Source organism: Luteipulveratus flavus, from assembly GCF_029439465.1.
GTDB lineage: Bacteria > Actinomycetota > Actinomycetes > Actinomycetales > Dermatophilaceae > Luteipulveratus > Luteipulveratus flavus.
In genome coordinates, this window is the sequence record NZ_JAROAV010000033.1 from 171923 (window position 1) to 192395 (window position 20473).

General features: G+C 70.6%; 16 protein-coding genes and 2 tRNA genes. 8 read left to right on the forward strand and 10 right to left on the reverse strand.

The window, feature by feature from the left end:
• Positions 1-2 precede the first annotated feature (2 nt).
• From P4R38_RS14005 to P4R38_RS14035, 7 genes are all read right to left on the reverse strand, one after another.
• A complete protein-coding gene (locus tag P4R38_RS14005) occupies positions 3-1514 on the reverse strand; it encodes a fatty acid desaturase (RefSeq protein WP_277192671.1) in 1512 nt (503 codons plus the stop codon).
• A 226-nt stretch (positions 1515-1740) separates the two neighbouring features.
• A complete protein-coding gene (clpX, locus tag P4R38_RS14010) occupies positions 1741-3021 on the reverse strand; it encodes an ATP-dependent Clp protease ATP-binding subunit ClpX (RefSeq protein ID WP_275238819.1) in 1281 nt (426 codons plus the stop codon).
• A 353-nt stretch (positions 3022-3374) separates the two neighbouring features.
• Complete coding sequence (locus tag P4R38_RS14015) at positions 3375-4034, reverse strand: ATP-dependent Clp protease proteolytic subunit (protein WP_275238820.1); 660 nt, start codon at positions 4032-4034, stop codon at positions 3375-3377.
• An 8-nt stretch (positions 4035-4042) separates the two neighbouring features.
• A complete protein-coding gene (locus P4R38_RS14020) occupies positions 4043-4657 on the reverse strand; it encodes an ATP-dependent Clp protease proteolytic subunit (RefSeq protein ID WP_275238821.1) in 615 nt (204 codons plus the stop codon).
• 145 nt (positions 4658-4802) lie between these two features.
• On the reverse strand, positions 4803-6488 hold the full coding sequence (locus P4R38_RS14025; RefSeq protein WP_277192673.1) for a phospholipase D-like domain-containing protein: 1686 nt from the start codon (positions 6486-6488) through the stop codon (positions 4803-4805).
• A gap of 128 nt (positions 6489-6616) precedes the next feature.
• On the reverse strand, positions 6617-7987 hold the full coding sequence (gene tig / locus P4R38_RS14030) for a trigger factor (RefSeq protein WP_277192675.1): 1371 nt from the start codon (positions 7985-7987) through the stop codon (positions 6617-6619).
• A gap of 271 nt (positions 7988-8258) precedes the next feature.
• Positions 8259-8332, reverse strand: a tRNA-Pro gene (locus P4R38_RS14035).
• Positions 8333-8442: 110 nt separating this feature from the next.
• Between P4R38_RS14035 and P4R38_RS14040 the strand changes: the two genes are divergently transcribed.
• Positions 8443-8516: transfer RNA gene (locus P4R38_RS14040), tRNA-Gly, on the forward strand.
• 214 nt (positions 8517-8730) lie between these two features.
• Positions 8731-8934, forward strand: coding sequence for an antitoxin (locus tag P4R38_RS14045; protein WP_275238824.1), 204 nt, complete (start codon positions 8731-8733; stop codon positions 8932-8934).
• A 78-nt stretch (positions 8935-9012) separates the two neighbouring features.
• Here P4R38_RS14045 and P4R38_RS14050 read toward each other — a convergent pair whose 3' ends face one another.
• Together P4R38_RS14050 and P4R38_RS14055 are read right to left on the reverse strand one after the other, a co-directional pair.
• A complete protein-coding gene (locus P4R38_RS14050) occupies positions 9013-10035 on the reverse strand; it encodes a PP2C family protein-serine/threonine phosphatase (RefSeq protein WP_277192677.1) in 1023 nt (340 codons plus the stop codon).
• 171 nt (positions 10036-10206) lie between these two features.
• Positions 10207-10674, reverse strand: coding sequence for a ribose-5-phosphate isomerase (locus tag P4R38_RS14055; protein ID WP_277192679.1), 468 nt, complete (start codon positions 10672-10674; stop codon positions 10207-10209).
• 125 nt (positions 10675-10799) lie between these two features.
• Between P4R38_RS14055 and pepN the strand changes: the two genes are divergently transcribed.
• Complete coding sequence (gene pepN, locus P4R38_RS14060; protein WP_277192681.1) at positions 10800-13382, forward strand: aminopeptidase N; 2583 nt, start codon at positions 10800-10802, stop codon at positions 13380-13382.
• Positions 13383-13446: 64 nt separating this feature from the next.
• On the opposite strand, the gene malQ is transcribed toward pepN, so the two are convergent.
• Complete coding sequence (gene malQ / locus P4R38_RS14065; RefSeq protein WP_277192683.1) at positions 13447-15573, reverse strand: 4-alpha-glucanotransferase; 2127 nt, start codon at positions 15571-15573, stop codon at positions 13447-13449.
• A 132-nt stretch (positions 15574-15705) separates the two neighbouring features.
• Between malQ and P4R38_RS14070 the strand changes: the two genes are divergently transcribed.
• From P4R38_RS14070 to P4R38_RS14090, 5 genes are all read left to right on the forward strand, one after another.
• Positions 15706-16620, forward strand: a complete 915-nt coding sequence (locus tag P4R38_RS14070) for a mechanosensitive ion channel family protein (RefSeq protein ID WP_275238829.1) — start codon at positions 15706-15708, stop codon at positions 16618-16620.
• Between the two features lie 26 nt (positions 16621-16646).
• Positions 16647-17048: a globin gene (locus P4R38_RS14075; protein WP_275238830.1), complete on the forward strand. Its 402-nt coding sequence runs from the start codon at positions 16647-16649 to the stop codon at positions 17046-17048.
• A 55-nt stretch (positions 17049-17103) separates the two neighbouring features.
• The gene (locus P4R38_RS14080; RefSeq protein WP_409201266.1) at positions 17104-18837 is read left to right on the forward strand and encodes a glycoside hydrolase family 13 protein; all 1734 of its coding nucleotides are present in this window, start codon (positions 17104-17106) and stop codon (positions 18835-18837) included.
• A 78-nt stretch (positions 18838-18915) separates the two neighbouring features.
• Positions 18916-19425, forward strand: a complete 510-nt coding sequence (locus tag P4R38_RS14085) for a SigE family RNA polymerase sigma factor (protein WP_277192684.1) — start codon at positions 18916-18918, stop codon at positions 19423-19425.
• Complete coding sequence (locus P4R38_RS14090) at positions 19422-20465, forward strand: hypothetical protein (protein ID WP_277192686.1); 1044 nt, start codon at positions 19422-19424, stop codon at positions 20463-20465. The genes P4R38_RS14085 and P4R38_RS14090 overlap by 4 nt, the downstream gene beginning before the upstream one ends.
• Positions 20466-20473: the final 8 nt, after the last annotated feature.

Here is a 20473-nt window from a genome sequence, read left to right on the forward strand (position 1 = left end):
CCTCAGTCTGCAACAGCCCTCTCGACCGGCACGAAGTCGACCTTCTCCCGTACCCCGCAGTCGGGGCAGCACCAGCTGTCCGGGATCTCCCGCCAGGCGGTCCCCGCAGGAAAACCCTCGTGCTCGTCGCCGGCCGCGACCTCGTACACGTAGGAGCAGCCGGGGCAGCGGGCGGCGAGGATCTCGCCGTCGACGTCGCGCACGGTCGGGTCCGTCCCGACGACCTGGGGCCCGGTCGGCACCGGATAGCGCACGAGGACGGCCTCCCGATGACGCGGACTGAGGTTGGCCCGGCTCATGTCGCCGTCGAAGTGGGCCAGCACCCGCGGGTCCATGACCCGGCGCCAGATCGCCGGTACGACGGCGAGCATGATCATCCCCGCGTACCCGGTCGGCAGCGCCGGTGACTCCTTGAAGTCGCGCAGCGTCTGGTAGCGGCGGGTGGGGGTGGCGTGGTGGTCGCTGTGCCGCTGCAGGTGGTAGAGGAGGACGTTGGTCGCGATGTTGTTGGAGTTCCAGCTGTGGCTGGGGTTGACCCGCTCGTACCGCCGCCGGCCCTCGATGCCGACCATCTGGCGGCGCATGCCGTAGTGCTCCATGTAGTTGACCACCTCCAGCAGGCTGAACCCGACGACGGCCTGCAGCACCAGGTACGGCAGCACGCCGAGGCCGAACAGCCCGGTCAGGGTCGCGAACAGGACCGAGGACATCAGCCAGGCGTTGAGCACGTCGTTGCCGATGCGGTACGGGTGCTGGTGCTTGCGGGCGTACCTCTTGCGCTCCAGCCGCCAGGCGCTGCGCAGCGAGCCCCACACCGTCCGCGGCCAGAACTGGTAGAAGCTCTCGCCGACCCGGCTGCTCGCCGGGTCCTCGGGCGTCGCGACCCGGACGTGATGGCCGCGGTTGTGCTCGATGTAGAAGTGGCCGTAGAAGCTCTGGGCCAGGGCGATCTTGGCCAGCCACCGCTCGTGGGACTCCTTCTTGTGGCCGAGCTCGTGGGCGGTGTTGATGCCGATCCCGCCGACGCAGCCGATCGACACGGCGATGCCGATCTTCTGCACGAGCGTCAGGTGCAGGTCGTCCACGACCAGGTCGGCTCCCCAGCCGTACTGCGCCAGCCAGGACGCCACGCCCAGCCACTCGGCGGTCCAGCCGACGGGGTTGTGACCGGCGAGCGCCGCCGTCGCGCCGACCAGGCCGACGTACTGGATCGGCAGATAGAAGAAAGTGATCCAGCGGTAGTAGCGGTCTTTCTCCAGCGCCTCGATGATCTCCTCGGGCGGGTTCGAGCGGTCCAGGCCCGCGACGAGGTCGATGGCCGGGACGATCCCGAGGATCAGGATCGGGCCGATCCAGACGACCCAGGTCCAGCCGGTCAGCAGGAAGGTCACGATCGCGATGATCGCCAGTGACGGGATCACCAGGCCCAGCAGCCACAGGTAGCGCTTCTTGTCACGCCACTGCTCGGTCGAGCCGTCGGGCACCGTGCTGCGGTCGTGCTCCGCCACTGCCATGGCGCTGTCCTCTCCTCGCGTACTTGACAAAACCGTATGGTTTGTCAAGTACGCGCGACAAGTGCTTCGGGCAGATCGGTGTGACCTGGGTCACGGTGACCCGGAACGACAGGCCGAGCCCGCTCGGTCGCCGTCCGGATGACGAGACCGGCGATGCGGTCCCGGACGTGCGGCAGCCCCCGAGCCGAGGCTCGGAGGCTGCCGTGTACGAACGAGGCGGCTGCGCCTACGCGGACTCCTTGCGCTGGTTGCGCTTCCGGGTGCCGGTGTCGCGCCGGACGATCGTGGGGTTGACGTTGTCGAGGACGACCTCGCGCGTCACCACCACGCGGGCGATGTCGTCGTCGCTCGGGACGTCGAACATGACCGGCAGGAGGACTTCCTCCATGATGGCCCGCAGACCACGGGCGCCGGTCCCGCGCAGCATCGCCTGCTCCGCGACCGCCTCGATGGCGTCCTCGGTGAACTCCAGCTCGACGCCGTCGATCTCGAACATCCGCTCGTACTGCTTCACCAGTGCGTTCCGCGGCTCGGTGAGGATGGAGACCAGGCCGTCGCGGTCCAGCGGCGCGACGGTCGTGATGACCGGCAGGCGACCGATGAACTCGGGGATGAGCCCGAACTTCATCAGGTCCTCCGGCAGCACGTCGTCGAAGTGCTCGGCGGCGTCCTTGGCCGCCCGCAGCTCCGAGCCGAAGCCCAGGCCCTGCTTGCCGGCGCGGGCCTCGATGAGCTTCTCCAGACCCGCGAACGCCCCACCCACGATGAACAGCACGTTGGTGGTGTCGATCTGGATGAACTCCTGGTGCGGGTGCTTGCGACCGCCCTGCGGCGGGACCGACGCCGTGGTCCCCTCGAGGATCTTCAGCAGCGCCTGCTGCACGCCCTCGCCGGAGACGTCCCGGGTGATCGAGGGGTTCTCGCTCTTGCGGGCGACCTTGTCGACCTCGTCGATGTAGATGATGCCGGTCTCGGCCTTCTTCACGTCGAAGTCGGCGGCCTGGATCAGCTTGAGCAGGATGTTCTCGACGTCCTCACCGACGTACCCCGCCTCGGTGAGCGCCGTGGCGTCGGCAATGGCGAACGGGACGTTGAGCATCTTGGCGAGCGTCTGGGCCAGGTAGGTCTTGCCGCAACCGGTGGGACCGATCAGCAGGATGTTGGACTTGGCGATCTCGACCGCCTGACCGTCCTTCTTCGGACCCTGCTCGGCCGCCTGGATCCGCTTGTAGTGGTTGTAGACCGCCACGGCCAGCGCGCGCTTGGCGACGTCCTGGCCGATGACGTACTGCTCGAGGAACTCGAAGATCTCCCGCGGCTTCGGCAGCTGGTCGAGACCGAGCTCGGAGGACTCCGCGAGCTCCTCCTCGATGATCTCGTTGCACAGGTCGATGCACTCGTCGCAGATGTAGACGCCCGGGCCGGCGATGAGCTTCTTGACCTGCTTCTGGCTCTTGCCGCAGAACGAGCACTTGAGCAGGTCGCCACCCTCTCCGATGCGTGCCACGCGCGTCCCTTTCGTTGGTCCGAGTGTCGGTGCACCGCAAGCCGGCGATGCCGGTGCGAGCGACGCTACCCCTACTCCGTGCGGGGGACCTTCATTGAAACCCATTAGAGCGTGGCGACGGCGACCGGCACACCCCTTGTCCGCTGATGGCGGAACGGGCGTCCCCGCTCAGCGGTGACGCAGGTCGGATCGGGTGAGCGTGCTCGGCGGGATGCCGAGGTGGCCGATCGTGACCGGGTTGACCATGCCGTGGACGGCTCCCCGCGGCGCGGCCGTGTCGCACGCCTCGCTGCGAGAGCGCAAGCAGCCGGTCACCCGTGGCGGGTGACCGGCTGCTTGCGGGACGGGTCGGCTCAGTCCTCGGCGGACGCCTTCCGGCTGCTGAGGACCTGGTCGATGAGGCCGTACTCCTTGGCCTGCTCGGCCGTCAGGATCTTGTCGCGCTCGATGTCCTTCTCGACCTGCTCCTTGGAGCGGCCGGTGTGGTGGGCCAGCGTGTCCTCGAGCCAGCCGCGCATCCGGAAGATCTCGTTCGCCTGGATCTCCACGTCGGAGGCCTGGCCACCGGCGCCCTCCATGGCGGGCTGGTGGATCAGGATGCGGGCGTTCGGCAGGGCGAACCGCTTGCCCGCCGCACCGGCACCGAGCAGGACCGCGGCGGCCGAGGCCGCCTGACCGATGACGAACGTCTGCACATCCGGACGGATGTACTGCATCGTGTCGTAGATCGCGGTCAGCGCCGTGAAGGAGCCGCCGGGCGAGTTGATGTACATCAGGATGTCGCGGTCGGGGTCCTGGCTCTCCAGCACGATCAGCTGGGCGATGATGTCGTCCGCCGACGCGTCGTCCACCTGCACGCCGAGGAAGACGATGCGGTCCTCGAACAGCTTGGTGTACGGGTCCTGCCGCTTCATGCCGTAGGAGGTGCGCTCCTCGAACTGCGGCAGGATGTAGCGGCTGGTGGGCGCAGGGCCACGGTAGAGACCGCTCGGCCCATAGAGGTTCTCGGTCATCTCGTTCCTCACTTGCGGACGTCGTCGGCGTCGACGTCGTCGGGTGCGTCGGTACGGTCGGTCGATCGCTCGAAGACGTGGTCGACGAAGCCGTAGTCCTTGGCCTCCGCGGCGGAGAACCAGCGGTCACGATCGGAGTCGGCCTCGATCTGGTCGACGGTCTGGCCGGTGTGGTCGGCGATCAGCTCGGCCATCTGCTTCTTGATGAACAGCAGCTGCTCGGCCTGGGTCTTCACGTCCGAGGCGGTGCCCTGGATGCCGCCGAGCGGCTGGTGCATCATGATCCGCGCGTGCGGGGTGGCGTACCGCTTGCCCTGGGTGCCCGCCGACAGCAGGAACTGACCCATGCTGGCGGCCAGGCCCATCGCGACCGTCGCCACGTCGCAGGGGACCCACTGCATGGTGTCGAAGATCGCCATGCCGGCCGTCACGGAGCCACCGGGGCTGTTGATGTACAGCCAGATGTCCTTCTCGGGGTCCTCGGCGGCCAGGAGAAGGAGCTGGGCGCAGATCGCGTTGGCGTTCTCGTCGCGCACCTCCGAACCGAGGAAGATGATGCGTTCCTTGAGCAGGCGGTTGTAGATCTGGTCGTCCAGGCCGGCGACCGGGCGCTGGGTCTCCATCGATGTCACTGCTTCTCCATCCGTCGTAACCCTTACGGGTGCTGACCTCTTTGTGGACCCTAACGTCCGCCCGGACCCGCTTCGTCCCGGGTGGGGCCGGTGTTCGCCGTGAGCAGAAGGCCTGCCCGGTACGTCCGTGGCCCGGTCAGCCCGACTGTCCCGACAGGACGAGCCGCTGACGTTGCCGCCAGGAGCCCGACCGGTAGTACGGAGCGGTCCAGGCGTCCGTCTCGCTCAGGTGGCCGACGCCGTCGCTGCGTGCGGCCGCACCGGTGTGCCGCCGCTGCGCCCACGCCCGGAAGACGAAGTGCATGAACAGCCGGTGGTACTCGGTGAGGTAGATGTCGGCCACGCGCCGGACGGCGTCTGCGGAGTCCGCGTCGCTCCGGATGACGACGGTGTTCTCCTCGTTCGTCCCCGTCGAGGCGACCGAGTAGTTCGCGCTGCCGGTGAGCACCGTCGGGTCGTCGGTCAGCGGGTCGATCAGGATGATCTTGGTGTGGATATACCGGACGTGGGTGTTGAAGCCGGTCAGCCGCTCACCGGCCCACTGCTCCAACGGGCCGTCGGCGAGGTGCGCGCCGGTGGACACCCGGACGTCGGGGTCGGAGGTGGGCACCCGGTCCTTCGCCGGGGGCGGCTTGTCGAGCAGCACCGTCCGGACGACGTCCTTGTCCTGCTGCAGCGTCTCGCGGAACGCCGCGTTCAGCCCGAACGCACCGGTGATGTGCGAGCTGGTCGTCGCAGAGTCGAAAAGCCTTGCATACCAACCGAGCACGTCGACCTGTGGGCCGCGTGGCGAGAACACGGAGACGACCCCGCGGGGCGCGGGCACGGTGTCGTGGACCTGGTTCTCGCCGGCGTGCTCCGTGCGCAGCTCAGCGGTCGTCGCGGGCGACCGCAGCCGCTCCCACTCCTGCAGGAAGGCGGCGGCCACCGCTGGGTCACGGATCACGTGGCCGACGTTGGAGTGCCCGAACACCGCGCCCTGGGTCAGGTTGGTCGAGCCCGTCCAGACCGCCACCGGCCGGCCCTCGTGCAGCAGCACCAGGAACTTGTCGTGCATCAGTGCGGAGACGTTGCGCGCGTCGCGCCAGGTGATCGCCGCCGACAGGCCGGCCGTGGCGGCCGCCTGGCGCGCATCCGCAGCCGTCGTGTCGTCGTCTGCGCGGCTCCGGCCGTGCACGACGAGCGCCACGTCCGCTCCCCGGTCGCGGGCGGCGCCCAGCGCCTCGAGCCCGGTCCGCCAGGTGAACTCGTAGAACGCACCGCGCAGGCTCCACGCCGAGGTCGCCGCCTCCCCGCAGAAGGCCACGAACGCCTCGCCGAGTCCGCGGGACAGCCAGACCATCGCGGGGTCCGACTCGTCTCGAGCGCTCCTCGGCCGCAGGCCCGCGAAGCGCTTGGCGTACGCCTGGGACCCGGCTACCCCGCGGTTGAACCAGATGCCGTGGCGGCCGTCGTCCTCGTCCTCGGTGCGGACGTCGACGGCGGTGGTCGCGAGCGGCGTGAGCGCACCGGGCCGGCCGCCCAACGCCGACACCTCGTAGGTGTAGTCGTGCGCGGGCTTGGCGGTGTAGTCACCCCACTGGAAGCCCTGCACGGGATGGACCGCGGTGGACCAGTCGCTGCCGGGTGTCGGGTCCGGGACGATCGAGCGGAAGGTCTTCATCCCGCGCAGCCAGTACGCCTCGTGCTCGGTGTGGTCAACCCGCCGGATCCCGAACCCGAGGCAGCCGGCCGGCGCGTCCAGGTCCATGCCGAGCAGCACCGTGTGCGTCCCCGCAACGGCGTGCACCCGCAACCCGTGCGCGACCACGCTCGCCCGCATACCTGGACCGTACGCCCGGCACCGGGGCCAGGGCGACCAGCCGCGCGGGTCACGGAGCGGGGCCGCCGGGGACGCCACGAGCGGCCGCCCCTCGTGGGGACGGCCGCTCGGTGGTGATGCGGGGTGGGTCAGGCCTTCGCGGGCTCCGACTCCTCGGTCTGCTCCGTGTCCTCGTCCTGGTCCTGGTCGACCGGGGTCAGCGCGTCCGTGGCGTCGCCGGCCTCGGCGTCCTCACCGGTGTTGAGAGCGTTCAGGTCGACGGTCTCACCGTTGGTGTCGGTGACGACGGCCTTCTCCAGGACGGTGCTCAGCGCCTTGCGACGAGCGACCTCGCCCATGACCGCCGGCACCTGACCCTGCTGGTCGAGGGCCTGCGCGAACTGGTTCGGGTCCATGCCGTACTGCTGGGCGCTCATGATGAGGTACTCGATGAGCTCCTCCTGCGACACCTGGACCTCGTCCTTGGCGACGATCTCGTCGAGCAGGAACTGGGTCTTGAGCGCCTTGCGGGTGCTCTCGTCGACCTCGGCACGGTGCTCGTCGTCCTCGAGGCGGTCCTCGCCCTCGAGGTGGCTGTTGACCTCGGCCTCGACGATGCTGTCCGGGACGGCGACGTCGACGGTCTCCAGCAGGTGGTCCAGGACCTTGTCGCGGGCCTGGACGCCCTGCTCGAAGCGCTTGCGCTGCTCGACCTGGCCGCGTACGTCGTCCTTCAGCTCATCGAGGGTGTCGTGCTCGGAGGCCAGCTGTGCGAACTCGTCGTCCAGCTCGGGGAGCTGACGCTCCTTGACCGCCTCGACGGTCACGACGCACTCGGCGTCGTCACCGGCGCGGTCGCCACCGGCCAGCGGCGCGGTGAACGTCGTGCTGTCGCCGGCCGATAGACCCTCGAGCGCCTCGTCCAGGCCCTCGAGCATGTTGCCCGAGCCGACCTCGTAGGAGACGCCGTTGACGGCGTCGATCTCCTCCTCGCCGATGGAGGCCTTGAGGTCGATCGACACGAAGTCGCCCTTGGTCGCGGCCCGCTCGACGCCCACCAGGGTGCCGAAGCGCTCGCGCAGGGCGGTCAGCTCGGCGTCGATGTCCTCGTCGGTGACCTCGAAGGGGTCGACCTGGACCTCGATGCCGTCGAAGGACGGCAGGGTGATCTCCGGGCGCACGTCCACCTCGACGGTGAAGTGCAGCTCGTCGCCGTCGGCGGAGGGCACCTGGGTGATGTCGACCTCGGGCTGGCCGAGGGGGCGCACGTCGTTCTCGTCGACGGCCTTGCCGAAGAACTCCGGCAGCGCCTCGTTCACGGCCTCCTGGATGACCGCACCGCGGCCGACGCGCTGGTCGATGATGCGCGCGGGGACCTTGCCCTTGCGGAAGCCGGGGATCTGGATCTGCTGGCCGATGCTCTGGTACGCCGCGTCGAGGCTCGGCTTGAGCTCCTCGTACGGGACCTCGACGGTCAGCTTGACCCGGGTCGGGTTGAGGTTCTCGACGGCACTCTTCACTGCCTGCACTCCAGTTGATGTCGGTTGCAAAAGGACCACGCCCAGGCGCCGAACGCCGTGGGAAGGGGCCGAGCCGTGGCGGCGGAGGTGATGAGCCACAGCACCAAGGACCCATGATAACGGCAGGGCCCGCACCCGACGAATCCGAGACCGGTCTGCGACGCCGACCGGAAGAGGAACGGCGACAGCGGATGAACGTCGTGCGTGACGATGCCGGATCGGCGGAGCCTGCGACGCCGACCGGAGGAGGAACGACGACAGCAAATGAACGTCGGGGTAGCCGGATTCGAACCGGCGGCCTTCCGCTCCCAAAGCGGACGCGCTACCAAGCTGCGCCATACCCCGCGACCGGCGCCCCACCAGGGTGGTTTGGGAGGGACCGGACCGGGGCAGTAGGCTAACGCCCCGCACGACCTGATCGACACCGGGCTCTTCCGGTGGGACGGGTCGTGCACGCGGGTGTAGCTCAATGGTAGAGCCCCAGTCTTCCAAACTGGCTACGCGAGTTCGATTCTCGTCACCCGCTCCACCACCGAGGACGACCCGGTCGACCGGCGTCGTTCTTTCCTTCTCCCCCAGGCGCGTTCGCCGTTCCGGCAGGCGGCGCCGCTTGTCCTCGACCGGTCCACGCCCCGCTCCGGGGCCTCGACGTACGCACCCAGGTGTGCAAGGTTGACAGGAGTCGCTCGGTGCAGAGCCGGGCACGACTTTCCGGTGCACGGCCGGGACGAGGAGTGATTCTCATGGGTCTTCTGGACGACGCCAAGGACAAGGCCTCGGGCCTGCAGGACCAGGTCGGCGACGACAAGCTCCAGCAGGGCGTGGAGCAGGGCGGCGACTTCGTCGACGACAAGACCGGCGGCAAGTACGCCGACAAGGTCGACCAGGGTCAGGACGCCGCCCGCGAGCGACTCGGCGGCGACGAGGACGCAGACGCCGCGCAGTGACCACGGAGGCGACATCGTTGTCGTCACACGCGTAGAAGGCCGGGGAGCACCTGCTCCCCGGCCTTCGTCGTGGTGAGGTCAGTCGCGCCAGAGGACGACGACCGCGCGGTCGTCGCTCTCTCCCGACATGGCGGTCGCGCAGATGCGGTCCGCGACGCCGGGCCCGGCGCCGACGGCGCGGTCGGCCGCCCCGAGCATCCGGTCGATCCCGCGGGTGATGCCGTCGCGGTCCTCGACGACCCCGTCGGTGTACAGCAGCAGCGCGTCGCCGCGCTCCAGCCGTCCGTGGGCCCGGTCGTAGGCCGCGAACTCGGGCTCGAGGACGCCCAGCAGGACGCCGTCGGCTCCGTCGACCGGGGCCCATCGCCCCGACCCGGCGTGGTAGTGCAGAGCCGACGGGTGACCAGCCGACCCCACGTCGTACGTGCCGGTGGCCAGGTCGACCGAGACGTGCACCGCGGTGGCGAACCCCTCCGACCAGTGCTGGCGCAGCAGGTAGCTGTTGGCGGCCGGCAGGAACCCCGCCGGCGTGGTCGCGTCGAGGAGACCGGCGAAGGCGCTGGACAGCATGAGCGAGCGAGTACCGGCCTCCATGCCCTTGCCGGACACGTCGACCAGCGCGAGGTCGAGCCGGTCGGTGCCGCGGTTGGCGACCAGGAAGTCACCGGAGAAGGCGTCGCCGAACGCGGGCTGGATGCTGCTCTCGGCGTGCCACCCGGCCGGCAGGTCCGCCGGCAGCCGGCCGAGGTCGCGCAGCCGGTCGCGCAGGTCGACCAGCATCGTCGCGCCGGCGACCGGGGAGATCCCCAGGTGTGCCCGGCGCCGGTCGACGGCGACCAGCAGGAGCATGACCACGACGAGCGCGGCGACCAGCGTGGGCGACGTCGGCCGCTCGTGGGCGGTCACCGAGGTCAGCAGGAGCGCGCCGGCGGAGACGGCGAACACGGCGTACATCTGCACCGCGTGCAGGAACAGTCCGGCGGCGACCACGACGGGCACGAACGGGGCGTAGGACATCCGCTCGGGCCAGGCGAGCAGGCACACCGACAGGACGACGACGACACCGATCAGGGCAGTCACGGCGGCGCGCTGGGTCGACATCGGCCGGTCGGCGACTGCTCGCCTCACCGGCCGCGCGACTCGCCGCGGAGCAGTCGTCACATCAATGGCCACGCGGGCAAGTTATCCCCGAAATTTCCGGGGCTGAAAGATCTTTACTCTTTCCTTAACGCGGTCAGCCCTGATCTATGCACTGACTCGCGGTATGTGCCATCAGGGCATCTCAGGCAAAGTTTTGTCCGCCTCGTAGGCCGTGACCATGTCCAGCCGGCGCTGATGACGCTCCTCACCGGTGAACGCCGTGTCGAGGAAGACCGTGACCATCTGCTTGGCCGTCTCCTCGTCGGTGAACCGGCCGCCGATCGCGATGACCTGCGCGTCGTTGTGGAGCCGCGCCAGCTCGGCGAGCTCGGTGCTGTAGCAGAGCGCTGCGCGGATGCCGTCGACCTTGTTCGCGGCCATCTGCTCGCCGTTGCCCGACCCGCCGAGCACGATGCCGCGCGAGCCCTCGTCCGCCGCGACACCCTCGGCCGCGCGCAGCACGAAGACCGGGTAGTCGTCCAGGGCGTCGTACGCGCCGGGTCCGTGGTCGACGACGTCGTGTCCCTGCTCCCCCAGCCAGGTCACGAGCGCTCGCTGCAGCTCGTACGCCGCGTGGTCGCCACCGATGTGGACTCGCACCGTCTGTCTCCTTCGTCAGGGACGGCCCCGTCGGGGTGGGGCCACGACCGCTCATCCTGCCACCGCCGCGCTGTGCCACGATGCCCGGGACGATCCGTCACCCTCGAACATCCGGGAGCCCACCTGTGCCTGGTAAGAACCTCACCCGTGAGGAGGCGCGGACCCGCGCCGACCTGCTGACCGTCGCCTCCTACGCGGTCACCCTCGACCTCACGACCGGCGCGGAGACGTTCCGGACCCGGTCCGCGGTCACGTTCGACGCCGGCACCGCCGACGCCACGTCGTTCATCGACTTCCTCGGCGACTCCGTCGAGAGCATCACCCTCAACGGCGAGTCCCTCGACCCCGCCGCGCACTACGACGGCACGCGCATCGCCCTGCCCGGCCTGCAGACCTCCAACGAGCTGGTCGTCGAGGCCACCGGCCGGTACATGAACACCGGCGAGGGCCTGCACCGGATGGTGGACCCCACCGACCAGGAGGTCTACCTCTACACCCAGTTCGAGGTCGCCGACTGCCGCCGGATGTTCCCGGTGTTCGAGCAGCCGGACCTGAAGGCGACGTTCGCGTTCACCGTCACCGCGCCGGCCCGCTGGGAGGTCATCAGCAACCAGCCGACGCCGGAGCCGACGCCCGCGGAGACGACGTACACCGACGTCCGGGGCGAGCAGGAGCCGGCGGCGACCTGGGCGTTCGAGCCGACCGAGCGGGTCAGCTGCTACATCACCGCGCTGGTCGCGGGCCCGTACGACGTCGTCCGCGACGAGGTGCAGACCCGGAACGGCACGGTCCCGCTCGGGGTCTACTGCCGCAAGTCGCTGCGCCCCTACCTGGACGCCGACAACATCTTCGACTGCACCAAGAAGGGCTTCGCCTTCTTCGAGGAGGAGTTCGACCAGCCCTACCCGTTCAGCAAGTACGACCAGCTGTTCGTGCCGGAGTACAACGCCGGCGCGATGGAGAACGCCGGCTGCGTGACGTTCGCGGAGATCTACGTCTTCCGCGCCAAGGTGTCCGACGCGCTGATCGAGCGGCGGGCGCTGACGATCCTGCACGAGCTCGCGCACATGTGGTTCGGCGACCTGGTCACCATGCAGTGGTGGGACGACCTCTGGCTGAACGAGTCGTTCGCCGAGTGGGCCTCGACGACCTGCCAGGCCGAGGCCACCCAGTGGGAGACCGCCTGGACGACGTTCGGCGCCGTCGAGAAGGCCTGGGCGTACAACCAGGACCAGCTCTCCTCGACCCACCCCATCGCCGCGGACATCACCGACCTGGAGGCCGTCGAGGTCAACTTCGACGGGATCACCTACGCCAAGGGTGCCTCGGTGCTCAAGCAGCTGGTCGCCTACGTCGGCCGGGAGCCGTTCGTCGCCGGGCTGCGCACCTACTTCGCCAAGCACCGGTGGGGCAACACCACGCTGCGCGACCTGCTGGTCGAGCTCGAGGCCACCTCGGGCCGCGACCTGAAGGAGTGGTCGCAGCTGTGGCTGGAGACCGCGGGCGTCAACACCCTCACGCCGCACGTCGAGACCGACGCGGACGGCATCATCACCGCGGCGGCCATCGAGCAGACGGCGACGCAGGAGCTCCCGACGCTGCGGCCGCACCGCCTGGCCGTCGGCCTGTACGCCCTGCAGGGCGAGCGCCTGGTCCGCACCGAGAGCATCGAGGTGGACGTCGCCGGTGCGCGGACCGAGCTGCCGCAGCTGGTCGGCAAGGCCAAGGGCGACCTGCTGCTGGTCAACGACCAGGACCTCGCGTACGCCAAGATCCGGCTCGACGAGGACTCGCTGCGCACCGCCGTTCAGCACCCGCGGGCGCTCACCGACTCGCTCGCCCGGGCGCTCGTGCTCGGTGCCGCCTGGGACATGACCCGCGACGCCCAGATGTCGGCTCGCGACTTCGTCTCGCTGGCGCTGGCGACGCTGCGCGAGGAGACCGACTCCAACCTGCTGCGCGCGCTGCTGGGCCGAGTCGGCGTCGCCGCCACGATGTACGTCGCGCCGCAGCACCGCGAGGCGGTCCTGAGCGAGATCACCGGGACGCTGCGCGGGCTCGCGGTCTCGGCCGAGCCGGGCAGCGACGCCCAGCTGCAGCTCGTCCAGGCGTTCGCCGCGGAGGCGCACCAGCCGGAGGACGTCGCGTACGTCCGCGGGCTGCTGGACGGCACGAGCACGCTGGCCGGCCTGGACGTCGACACCGAGATGCGGTGGACCCTGCTCACCTCGCTCGCCGCGGCCGGTGCCGCGGACGACGCCGCGATCACCGCCGAGCAGGAGCGGGACGCGACCGCGACCGGTGCGGAGCGGGCTGCGCGGGCGCGCGCGGCGATGCCGACGGCGGAGGCGAAGGCCAAGGCCTGGGAGCTGGTCGTCGAGCGGGAGGACGCCGCCAACCAGACGCTCCGGGCGATCGGCGCGGGCTTCCAGACGGTGCACGACCCGCAGCTGCTGGCGCCGTACGTCGAGCGCTACCACGAGGCCGTCGCCGACGTCTGGTCCTCGCGCACGCTGGCGACGGCGGCGTCGATCGCCGACCTGATGTACCCGATGCCGCTGGCGGACCAGGCGCTGCTGGACGCCTCGCAGGGGTGGCTCGACACGCACCGCGACGCGTCGGCGGGACTCGCGCGCGCCGTCGCCGAGAACCGGGACGTGATCCGTCGGGCGGTCGCCGCGCAGCAGTTCGACGCCGACCGCGGCTGACCCTCGTGGCGCCGGTCGGGCAGGTGACCTGCCCGGCCGGCATCCTGGCGCTCAGTCCTGGCGCTCAGTCCTCGGGCAGCCGCTGGGTGACCGTGCGGATCAGCCGCTTGGCCCGGCGCGAGGTCATGATGCCCTCGAGGCTGACGGTCTCACCGTCGGGACCGGCCAGCGGCAGACGCCAGTTCGGGTACTCCTCATCCGTGCCCGGCTGGTTGATCGTGCGCACGTCGCCGACGAGGTCCGGAACGGCCACGCCGATGAGCTTGGCCGGGGTCCAGGTGAGGTAGCGGTAGAGCGCGGCGACCTCGTCCTCGACGGAGGCGTCGCCGGCCAGCAGGTTGCGCCGGCGCAGCTCGGCCAGGACGGCGTCGCGCTGCGCCTCGTCCTCGGCGACCTCCTCCTCCAGCGGCCGGGTGAGCAGACCCAGCTGGTTGCGTACCCGAATGTGCTCGCCGTCGAGGTAGCCGGCCGTCGGCGGCAGGTCGTGCGTCGTGACGCTGGCCAGGCACAGCTCGCGGTAGGCCTCCGGCGGCTTGGGCTCGATGTCGTTCTTGCGCTCGAACCACAGGATCGAGGTCCCGAGCAGCCCGCGGTCGGACAGGTAGTCGCGCACCCAGTCCTCGACCGTCCCGAGGTCCTCACCGATGACCAGCGCGCCCGCCCGGTGCGCCTCCAGCGCGAGGATGCCGACCAGCGCCTCGTGGTCGTACCGGACGTACGTGCCCTCGGTGGCCGGGCGGCCCTTCGGCACCCACCACAGCCGGAACAGACCGAGGATGTGGTCGACCCGCAGCCCGCCGGAGAGCCGGATCATGGTCCGCAGCATGTCGCGGTACGGCGCGTACCCGGTCTCGGCGAGCCGGTCGGGGCGCCACGGCGGCTGGCTCCAGTCCTGGCCGCGCTGGTTGTAGTCGTCCGGCGGCGCCCCGACGCTGACCCCCAGTGCCAGGACGTCGCCGAGCGCCCACGCGTCCGCGCCCCCGGGGTGCACGCCGACCGCCAGGTCGTGGACGACTCCGAGTGACATGCCCGCAGCCTTCAGCTCGCGCTGGGCGTCGGCGAGCTGGCTCTGGACGACCCACTGCAGCCAGCAGTGGAACTCCACCTCCTCGGCGAGCCGCTCGCGCTCCTGGGCCACGGCCTCGCCGCGGGGGTCGCGCAGCTCCTCCGGCCAGGTCTCCCACGGCAGGCCGCGGTCGATGACCAGGGCGCACCAGGTGGCGTAGTCGACCAGGCCCTGGCCCTCGCGCTCACAGAACTCCTCGAAGTCGCGCCGGCGGCGGTGGGTCCGCTCCTGCCGGAAGACCATCCGCAGCGCCGCCTGCTTGGCCTCCCAGGTGCCGTCGCGGTCCAGGTCCGCGAGCGCGTTCAGCCGGCGGGCGTCGTCGCCGTGCCACTCGATCATCTGGTGCTCGGCCGCCGAGAGGTACCCGACCTCCGGCACCTCCTCGACCCGGATGTACATCGGGTTGACGAACCGCCGGGAGGTCGGCAGGTACGGCGACGGCTCCATCGTCGGGACCGGCTCGGCGGCGTGCACGGGGTTCACCAGGACGAAGTCGGCCCCCTGCCGGGCGGCCCAGGTACCGAGCTCGGCGAGGTCGGCGGCGTCGCCCAGGCCCCAGGAGCGATCGGAGCGCACCGAGTAGAGCTGGGTCGTCAGACCCCACGCGCGCGCGGTCTGCAGGGCGGCCGGCAGCTCGAGGCGCTCCGGGGTCACGATGACGCTGGTGGACGCCTCCTGCTCGCCGAAGGTGACGACCAGCGTGTGGTAGCCGAGCGGCAGGTCCCCGGGCAGCTCGAGGGTCGCCTCACCGGTCTGGACCCCGTCGATCTTGCGCGGGTCGACGACGTGGTCGGCTTGCGCGAGCTTGCGCTCCTCACCGCTCTCCAGGTGGATGACACCGGTGATCGCGCTCCCGTGCGGGACGTGCACGGCGACCCAGGGCGTCCAGCCCTCCCGCAGCACGACGACGCGGGGCAGCACGCGTCGCCACGCGTCGTCCTTGCTCGCCGCGAGAGCCTGCTCGACCTGCTCCTGCGAACCGGACTCCACGCCCATCGCGTCGAGGACCGTACGGATCGTCTCGTCGCTCACCCGGACGTGCTTGCCGCGCCAGTCCCAGTACTCGGTGGCGACCCCGTGGGAACGGGCGAGGTCCTGCAGGGGGGACGAGGCAGCGTGCGACACGGGTCCTGCTTTCGCGGGCCGAGGGATGGGATGCGCCACCGAGTGTCGCAGAGCGGATGCGGGGCACGCGAGGAGCGGTGGTTGTCCCGGGTGGGGCACGGCGACCGCAGGTCGGTTGAGAGCATGGTGCTCATGAGCTGGGACTGGTTGACCGGGTCCGGGGGCGGACCACGGCCGTTGATGTTGATCGGTGTCGTCCTCGGTGCCGTGGTGGTGCGATGGGTGATCCATCGCCTGATCCGACGCGCCGTCCGCGCGATGGAGAGCCGTCAGCCGCGCCTCCAGCCGAGCGCGAGCCGGGTCGGTCGCGCCGGGCGGGCGGGGCGCGTGCTGCGGCAGGCAGCGGGGCTGGACCACGAGCGACGTCGCCAGCGGGCGGCGACGATGGGTTCGATCTTGCGGTCGATCACCACGATCGTCGTCTTCACCATCGCCGCGCTCACCCTGCTCGCCGAGCTCGGGGTGCCGCTCGCTCCCCTCATGGCGTCCGCCGGCGTCGGCGGCGTGGCCATCGGTTTCGGTGCGCAGAGCCTGGTCAAGGACTTCCTGTCCGGTGTCTTCATGATCCTGGAGGACCAGTACGGCGTGGGCGACGTGATCGACACCGGCGAGGCGATCGGCACCGTCGAGGAGGTCAGCCTGCGCGTGACGCGGCTGCGGGACGCCAACGGCGTGGTCTGGTACATCCGCAACGGCGAGATCGTCAGGATCGGCAACCGGTCCCAGGGCTGGTCGACCGCGCTGGTCGACATCCCCGTCGCGTACGACCAGCCGGTCGAGAAGGTGCTGTCCGTGCTGCGCGAGGTGGTTGCCACGCTGGATCACGAGCAGCCCTGGGAGGACCGGCTGCTCGACACTCCCGAGGTCGCCGGCGTCGAGTCGGTCACCGGCGGGGTGATGACGGTGCGGATCATGGCCCGCTGCGCGCCCAACGAGAACTTCTCGGTGTCCCGCGAGCTGCGGGAGCGGTCCAAGGTGGCCCTGGACGAGGCCGGCATCCGTGGTCCGGGCTTCGCGGCCCACGGCGCCGAAGCGGCCGTGCTGTGACCGGGCCGGCTGAGAGGGTGGACGGCGTGAGCGCGCAGACCTTCTACGACCAGGTGGGCGGGCACGACACGTTCGCCCGCCTCGTGCACGAGTTCTACCGCGGTGTCGCGCAGGACCCGCCGCTGCGCGCGCTCTACCCCGAAGAGGACCTCGGGCCGGCCGAGGAGCGACTCCTGATGTTCCTCGAGCAGTACTGGGGCGGCCCGACGTCGTACTCCGAGCAGCGGGGGCACCCGCGTCTACGGATGCGGCACATGCCGTTCGCGGTGACGCCGGACCAGCGGGACCGCTGGCTGCTGCACATGATGGCCGCGGTCGACACGCTCGGGCTGGACGAGACGCACGACCTGGTGCTGCGGGACTACCTCACCCGGGCCGCGTACTCGCTGGTCAACCGGGTTGACGAGGCTCCCCCTGCACAGCGCTGACGAACCGCTATCGAATCGATTCGACAGCGGCTCGACGAAGGACCACACTGGATCAGTGGCTCAGACGACTCTCACGACCGGTCCCGCGGTCCGCACGCTGCACGTGGCGACCCCCGACGACTCCGCCTGGTGGCGCAACGCGGTGATCTACCAGATCTACCCGCGCTCGTTCGCCGACCGCGACGGCGACGGCATCGGTGACCTGCCAGGCATCATCGACCGGCTCCCCTACCTGCGCGACCTCGGCGTGGACGCCGTCTGGCTGTCGCCGTTCTACGTGTCGCCGCAGGCCGACGCCGGGTACGACGTCGCCGACTACCGCGACATCGACCCGCTGTTCGGGTCCCTGCCCGACGCCGACGCGCTGGTGGCCCGCGCGCACGAGCTCGGCATCCGCGTCATCGTCGACCTCGTCCCGAACCACACCTCCGACGAGCACCCGTGGTTCCGGGCCGCGCTGGCCGCGCCGGCCGGCTCCCCGGAGCGCGAGCGGTACATGTTCCGCGACGGCCAGGGTGCCGACGGCTCGACGCCGCCGAACGACTGGGAGAGCGTCTTCGGCGGTCCGGCGTGGACCCGCGTCGCCGAGCCGGACGGCACGCCGGGCCAGTGGTACCTCCACCTGTTCGACCCCAAGCAGCCCGACCTCAACTGGGAGCTGCCGCAGGTGCGCGAGGAGTTCGAGTCGATCCTGCGGTTCTGGCTGGACCGAGGCATCGACGGGTTCCGCGTGGACGTGGCGCACGGGCTGATCAAGGAAGCCGGCCTGCCGGACTGGTCCGCGCACCAGACCATGCTCGGCAGCGCCGACGCCGAGCAGAGCGACCGGCCCCGACGCCGCGCCCCGATGTGGGACCAGGACGGCGTCCACGAGATCTACGAGAGCTGGCGACGCGTCCTGGGGTCGTACAACACCACGGGCGACAGCCGCGCTGACCGGATCATGTGCGCCGAGGCCTGGGTGACCCCCGCCGAGCGCGCCGCCCGGTACGTCCGCCCGACCGAGTTCCACCAGGCGTTCAACTTCGACTTCCTGGAGACCCCGTGGCGGGCCGAGTCGCTGCGCGAGGTCATCGCGTCCTCGTACGCCGCGAACGACTCGGTGGGCGCGCCGACGACCTGGGTGCTGTCCAACCACGACGTCGTCCGGCACGCCTCGCGTCTGGGTCTGCCCGCCGGCGAGCGCCGGCCCAACGGCATCGGCGTCGGTGACCCGCAGCCGGACGCCGTGCTCGGCCTGCGCCGCGCCCGTGCGGCCACCGCGCTGATGCTCGCGCTGCCCGGCGGCGCCTACCTCTACCAGGGCGAGGAGCTCGGGCTGCCCGACCACACCCTGATGCCCGACGACGCCCGCCAGGACCCCACCTGGGAGCGCTCGCAGCACACCGAGCGGGGCCGCGACGGTTGCCGCGTCCCGATGCCGTGGCGCTCGGACGCACCGTCCTACGGGTTCGGGCCCGGCGAGCACACCTGGCTCCCCCAGCCCGAGTCGTACGCCGCACTCGCCGTCGACCGGCAGGACGGCGTCACCGGCTCGACGCTGGAGCTGTACCGCTCCATGCTCCGACTGCGTCGCGAGCTGCGTCTCGGCGAGGGCTCGCTCGAGGTCGAGGACCACGGTTCGGACGTCGTCTCCCTGATCAACGACGCTCCGACCGGTCAGGTGCACGTGCTGGCCAACCTCGGCGCGGAGCCGGTCGCCATCCGCGAGGGTGCGCAGGTGCTGCTGGCCAGCGGCCCGCTCGCCGACGGGGCGGTCCCGACCGACACGACCGTCTGGTACCGCTGAGCCGTCGCTGAGATCGTCGCGAGGCGATGACAACCGAGTTGGCACCCTCATGCCTCTACTGGGCATGGGGGTGCCGTCATGAACGATGAGCCAGCAGGTTTCGCCGAGTTCGTCCGGGCGCGGGGTCTCGCCCTCCGACGCACTGCACTGCTCCTGACGCAGGACGCCCCGCTGGCCGAGGATCTGGTCCAGACCGCGCTGGCGAAGGCGTGGCCACGCTGGAGCCACCTGGACAACCACGAGGCTTACGTGCGCCGGGTGATGGTCCATCAGTTCTACCGTGACCGCCGACGTCGTTGGCACGGCGAGACGCCGACGGAGGTCCTCCCTGAGCACGCTGGGCCAGATCCCTCTCGGGACATCGATCAGCGGGATGTCCTGCAGAGAGCGCTGGCGACCCTGACTCCCAAGCAGCGTGCCGTGATCGTGCTCCGCTACTTCCACGACCTCTCCGAACGACAGATCGCCGACGCGCTCGGTGTGAGCCCGGGAACCGTCAAGTCGCAGACGTCACGCGCGCTCGTGATCCTGCGCGAGTCCGATCACCTGGTCGAGGCGAGAGACGACGCGCCGAGGAGGACCCGATGAAGATCACCGACGAGCAGCTGAGGGCTTCGCTGGACACCCTCGCCGACGCAGCGGTCGAGGTGCCCGCGGGGGATACGGTCGCGGGCGTCCGCCACAAGGTCAGCCGGCATCGGCACGAGCGCGGCGCCCTGATCGCTGCGGCGTGCACCATCGCGGTCCTCGCCCTCACGATCTGGACGATCGGGCTCCGCTCACCGCAGCCGCCGACCATGCCCGCGACGCCCGTGCCACCGCTGCCGTCCCAGGTGCACCGGTCCGCGTCGGTCCCGCCGTCTCTCGCGGCGGAGGCACGCGCAGCGAACCTCCCGCTCCACCTCGACGGTCTCGTGCTCAAGGAGGTCCGGACGGTGCCGACCCGCGCGAGCGCGGCGACATCGTTCGACTGGCCGGCCGGGTACGGCGACCAGGTGGCCCTGGCCCTCGCATGCACCCAGCAGCAGAGATCCGCCCGAGCGGCCACGAAGGTGTACGACAACCGCGGCCAGGAGGTGCACCCGGACGGACTCACGTGCTTCGATCCGGCCCTTGCCGGGAACTTCGGCGCGGACCTCACCGTGGCGATGCCCCCGACCGGATCGCGGTCCGTCCGGATGGTCCCCGATCGTCGCGTCGGTTCGAGCGTTCGCGTGGGTGTCTACTCCTTCGTCCCCTGGGACCAGTTCCCGATGGACCGCGTCCCGTCTCTCACCCGCACGACAGAGCTCTCCGGCCCGGGCGTCTCCGCCGAGGTGCATCGAGGCACCGAGCCCGTCACGATCCGAGCCCGGGTGTACGCCAACGGCGGCACGCTCACCCTCGATGCCCCGCGTGGACGCTTCCGGATCGAGGTCAACGGGCACGTCATCGATCCGTGCCCCGGGCCCGAGCCGAGCACACGCTGCCAGGGTGATCTGCTGACCTTCTGGCAGCCGACGAAGGGAGCGGCCTTGAGCGTCGTGCAGGCCCCGTCGATGGAAGGGCAGGACCTCGCGGTCCGGGTGGTACCCATCGGGGTCCAGGGCACGTGGCGCGTCGGCCTGGACGCCGGAACTCGATCCTGAGGGCGGCC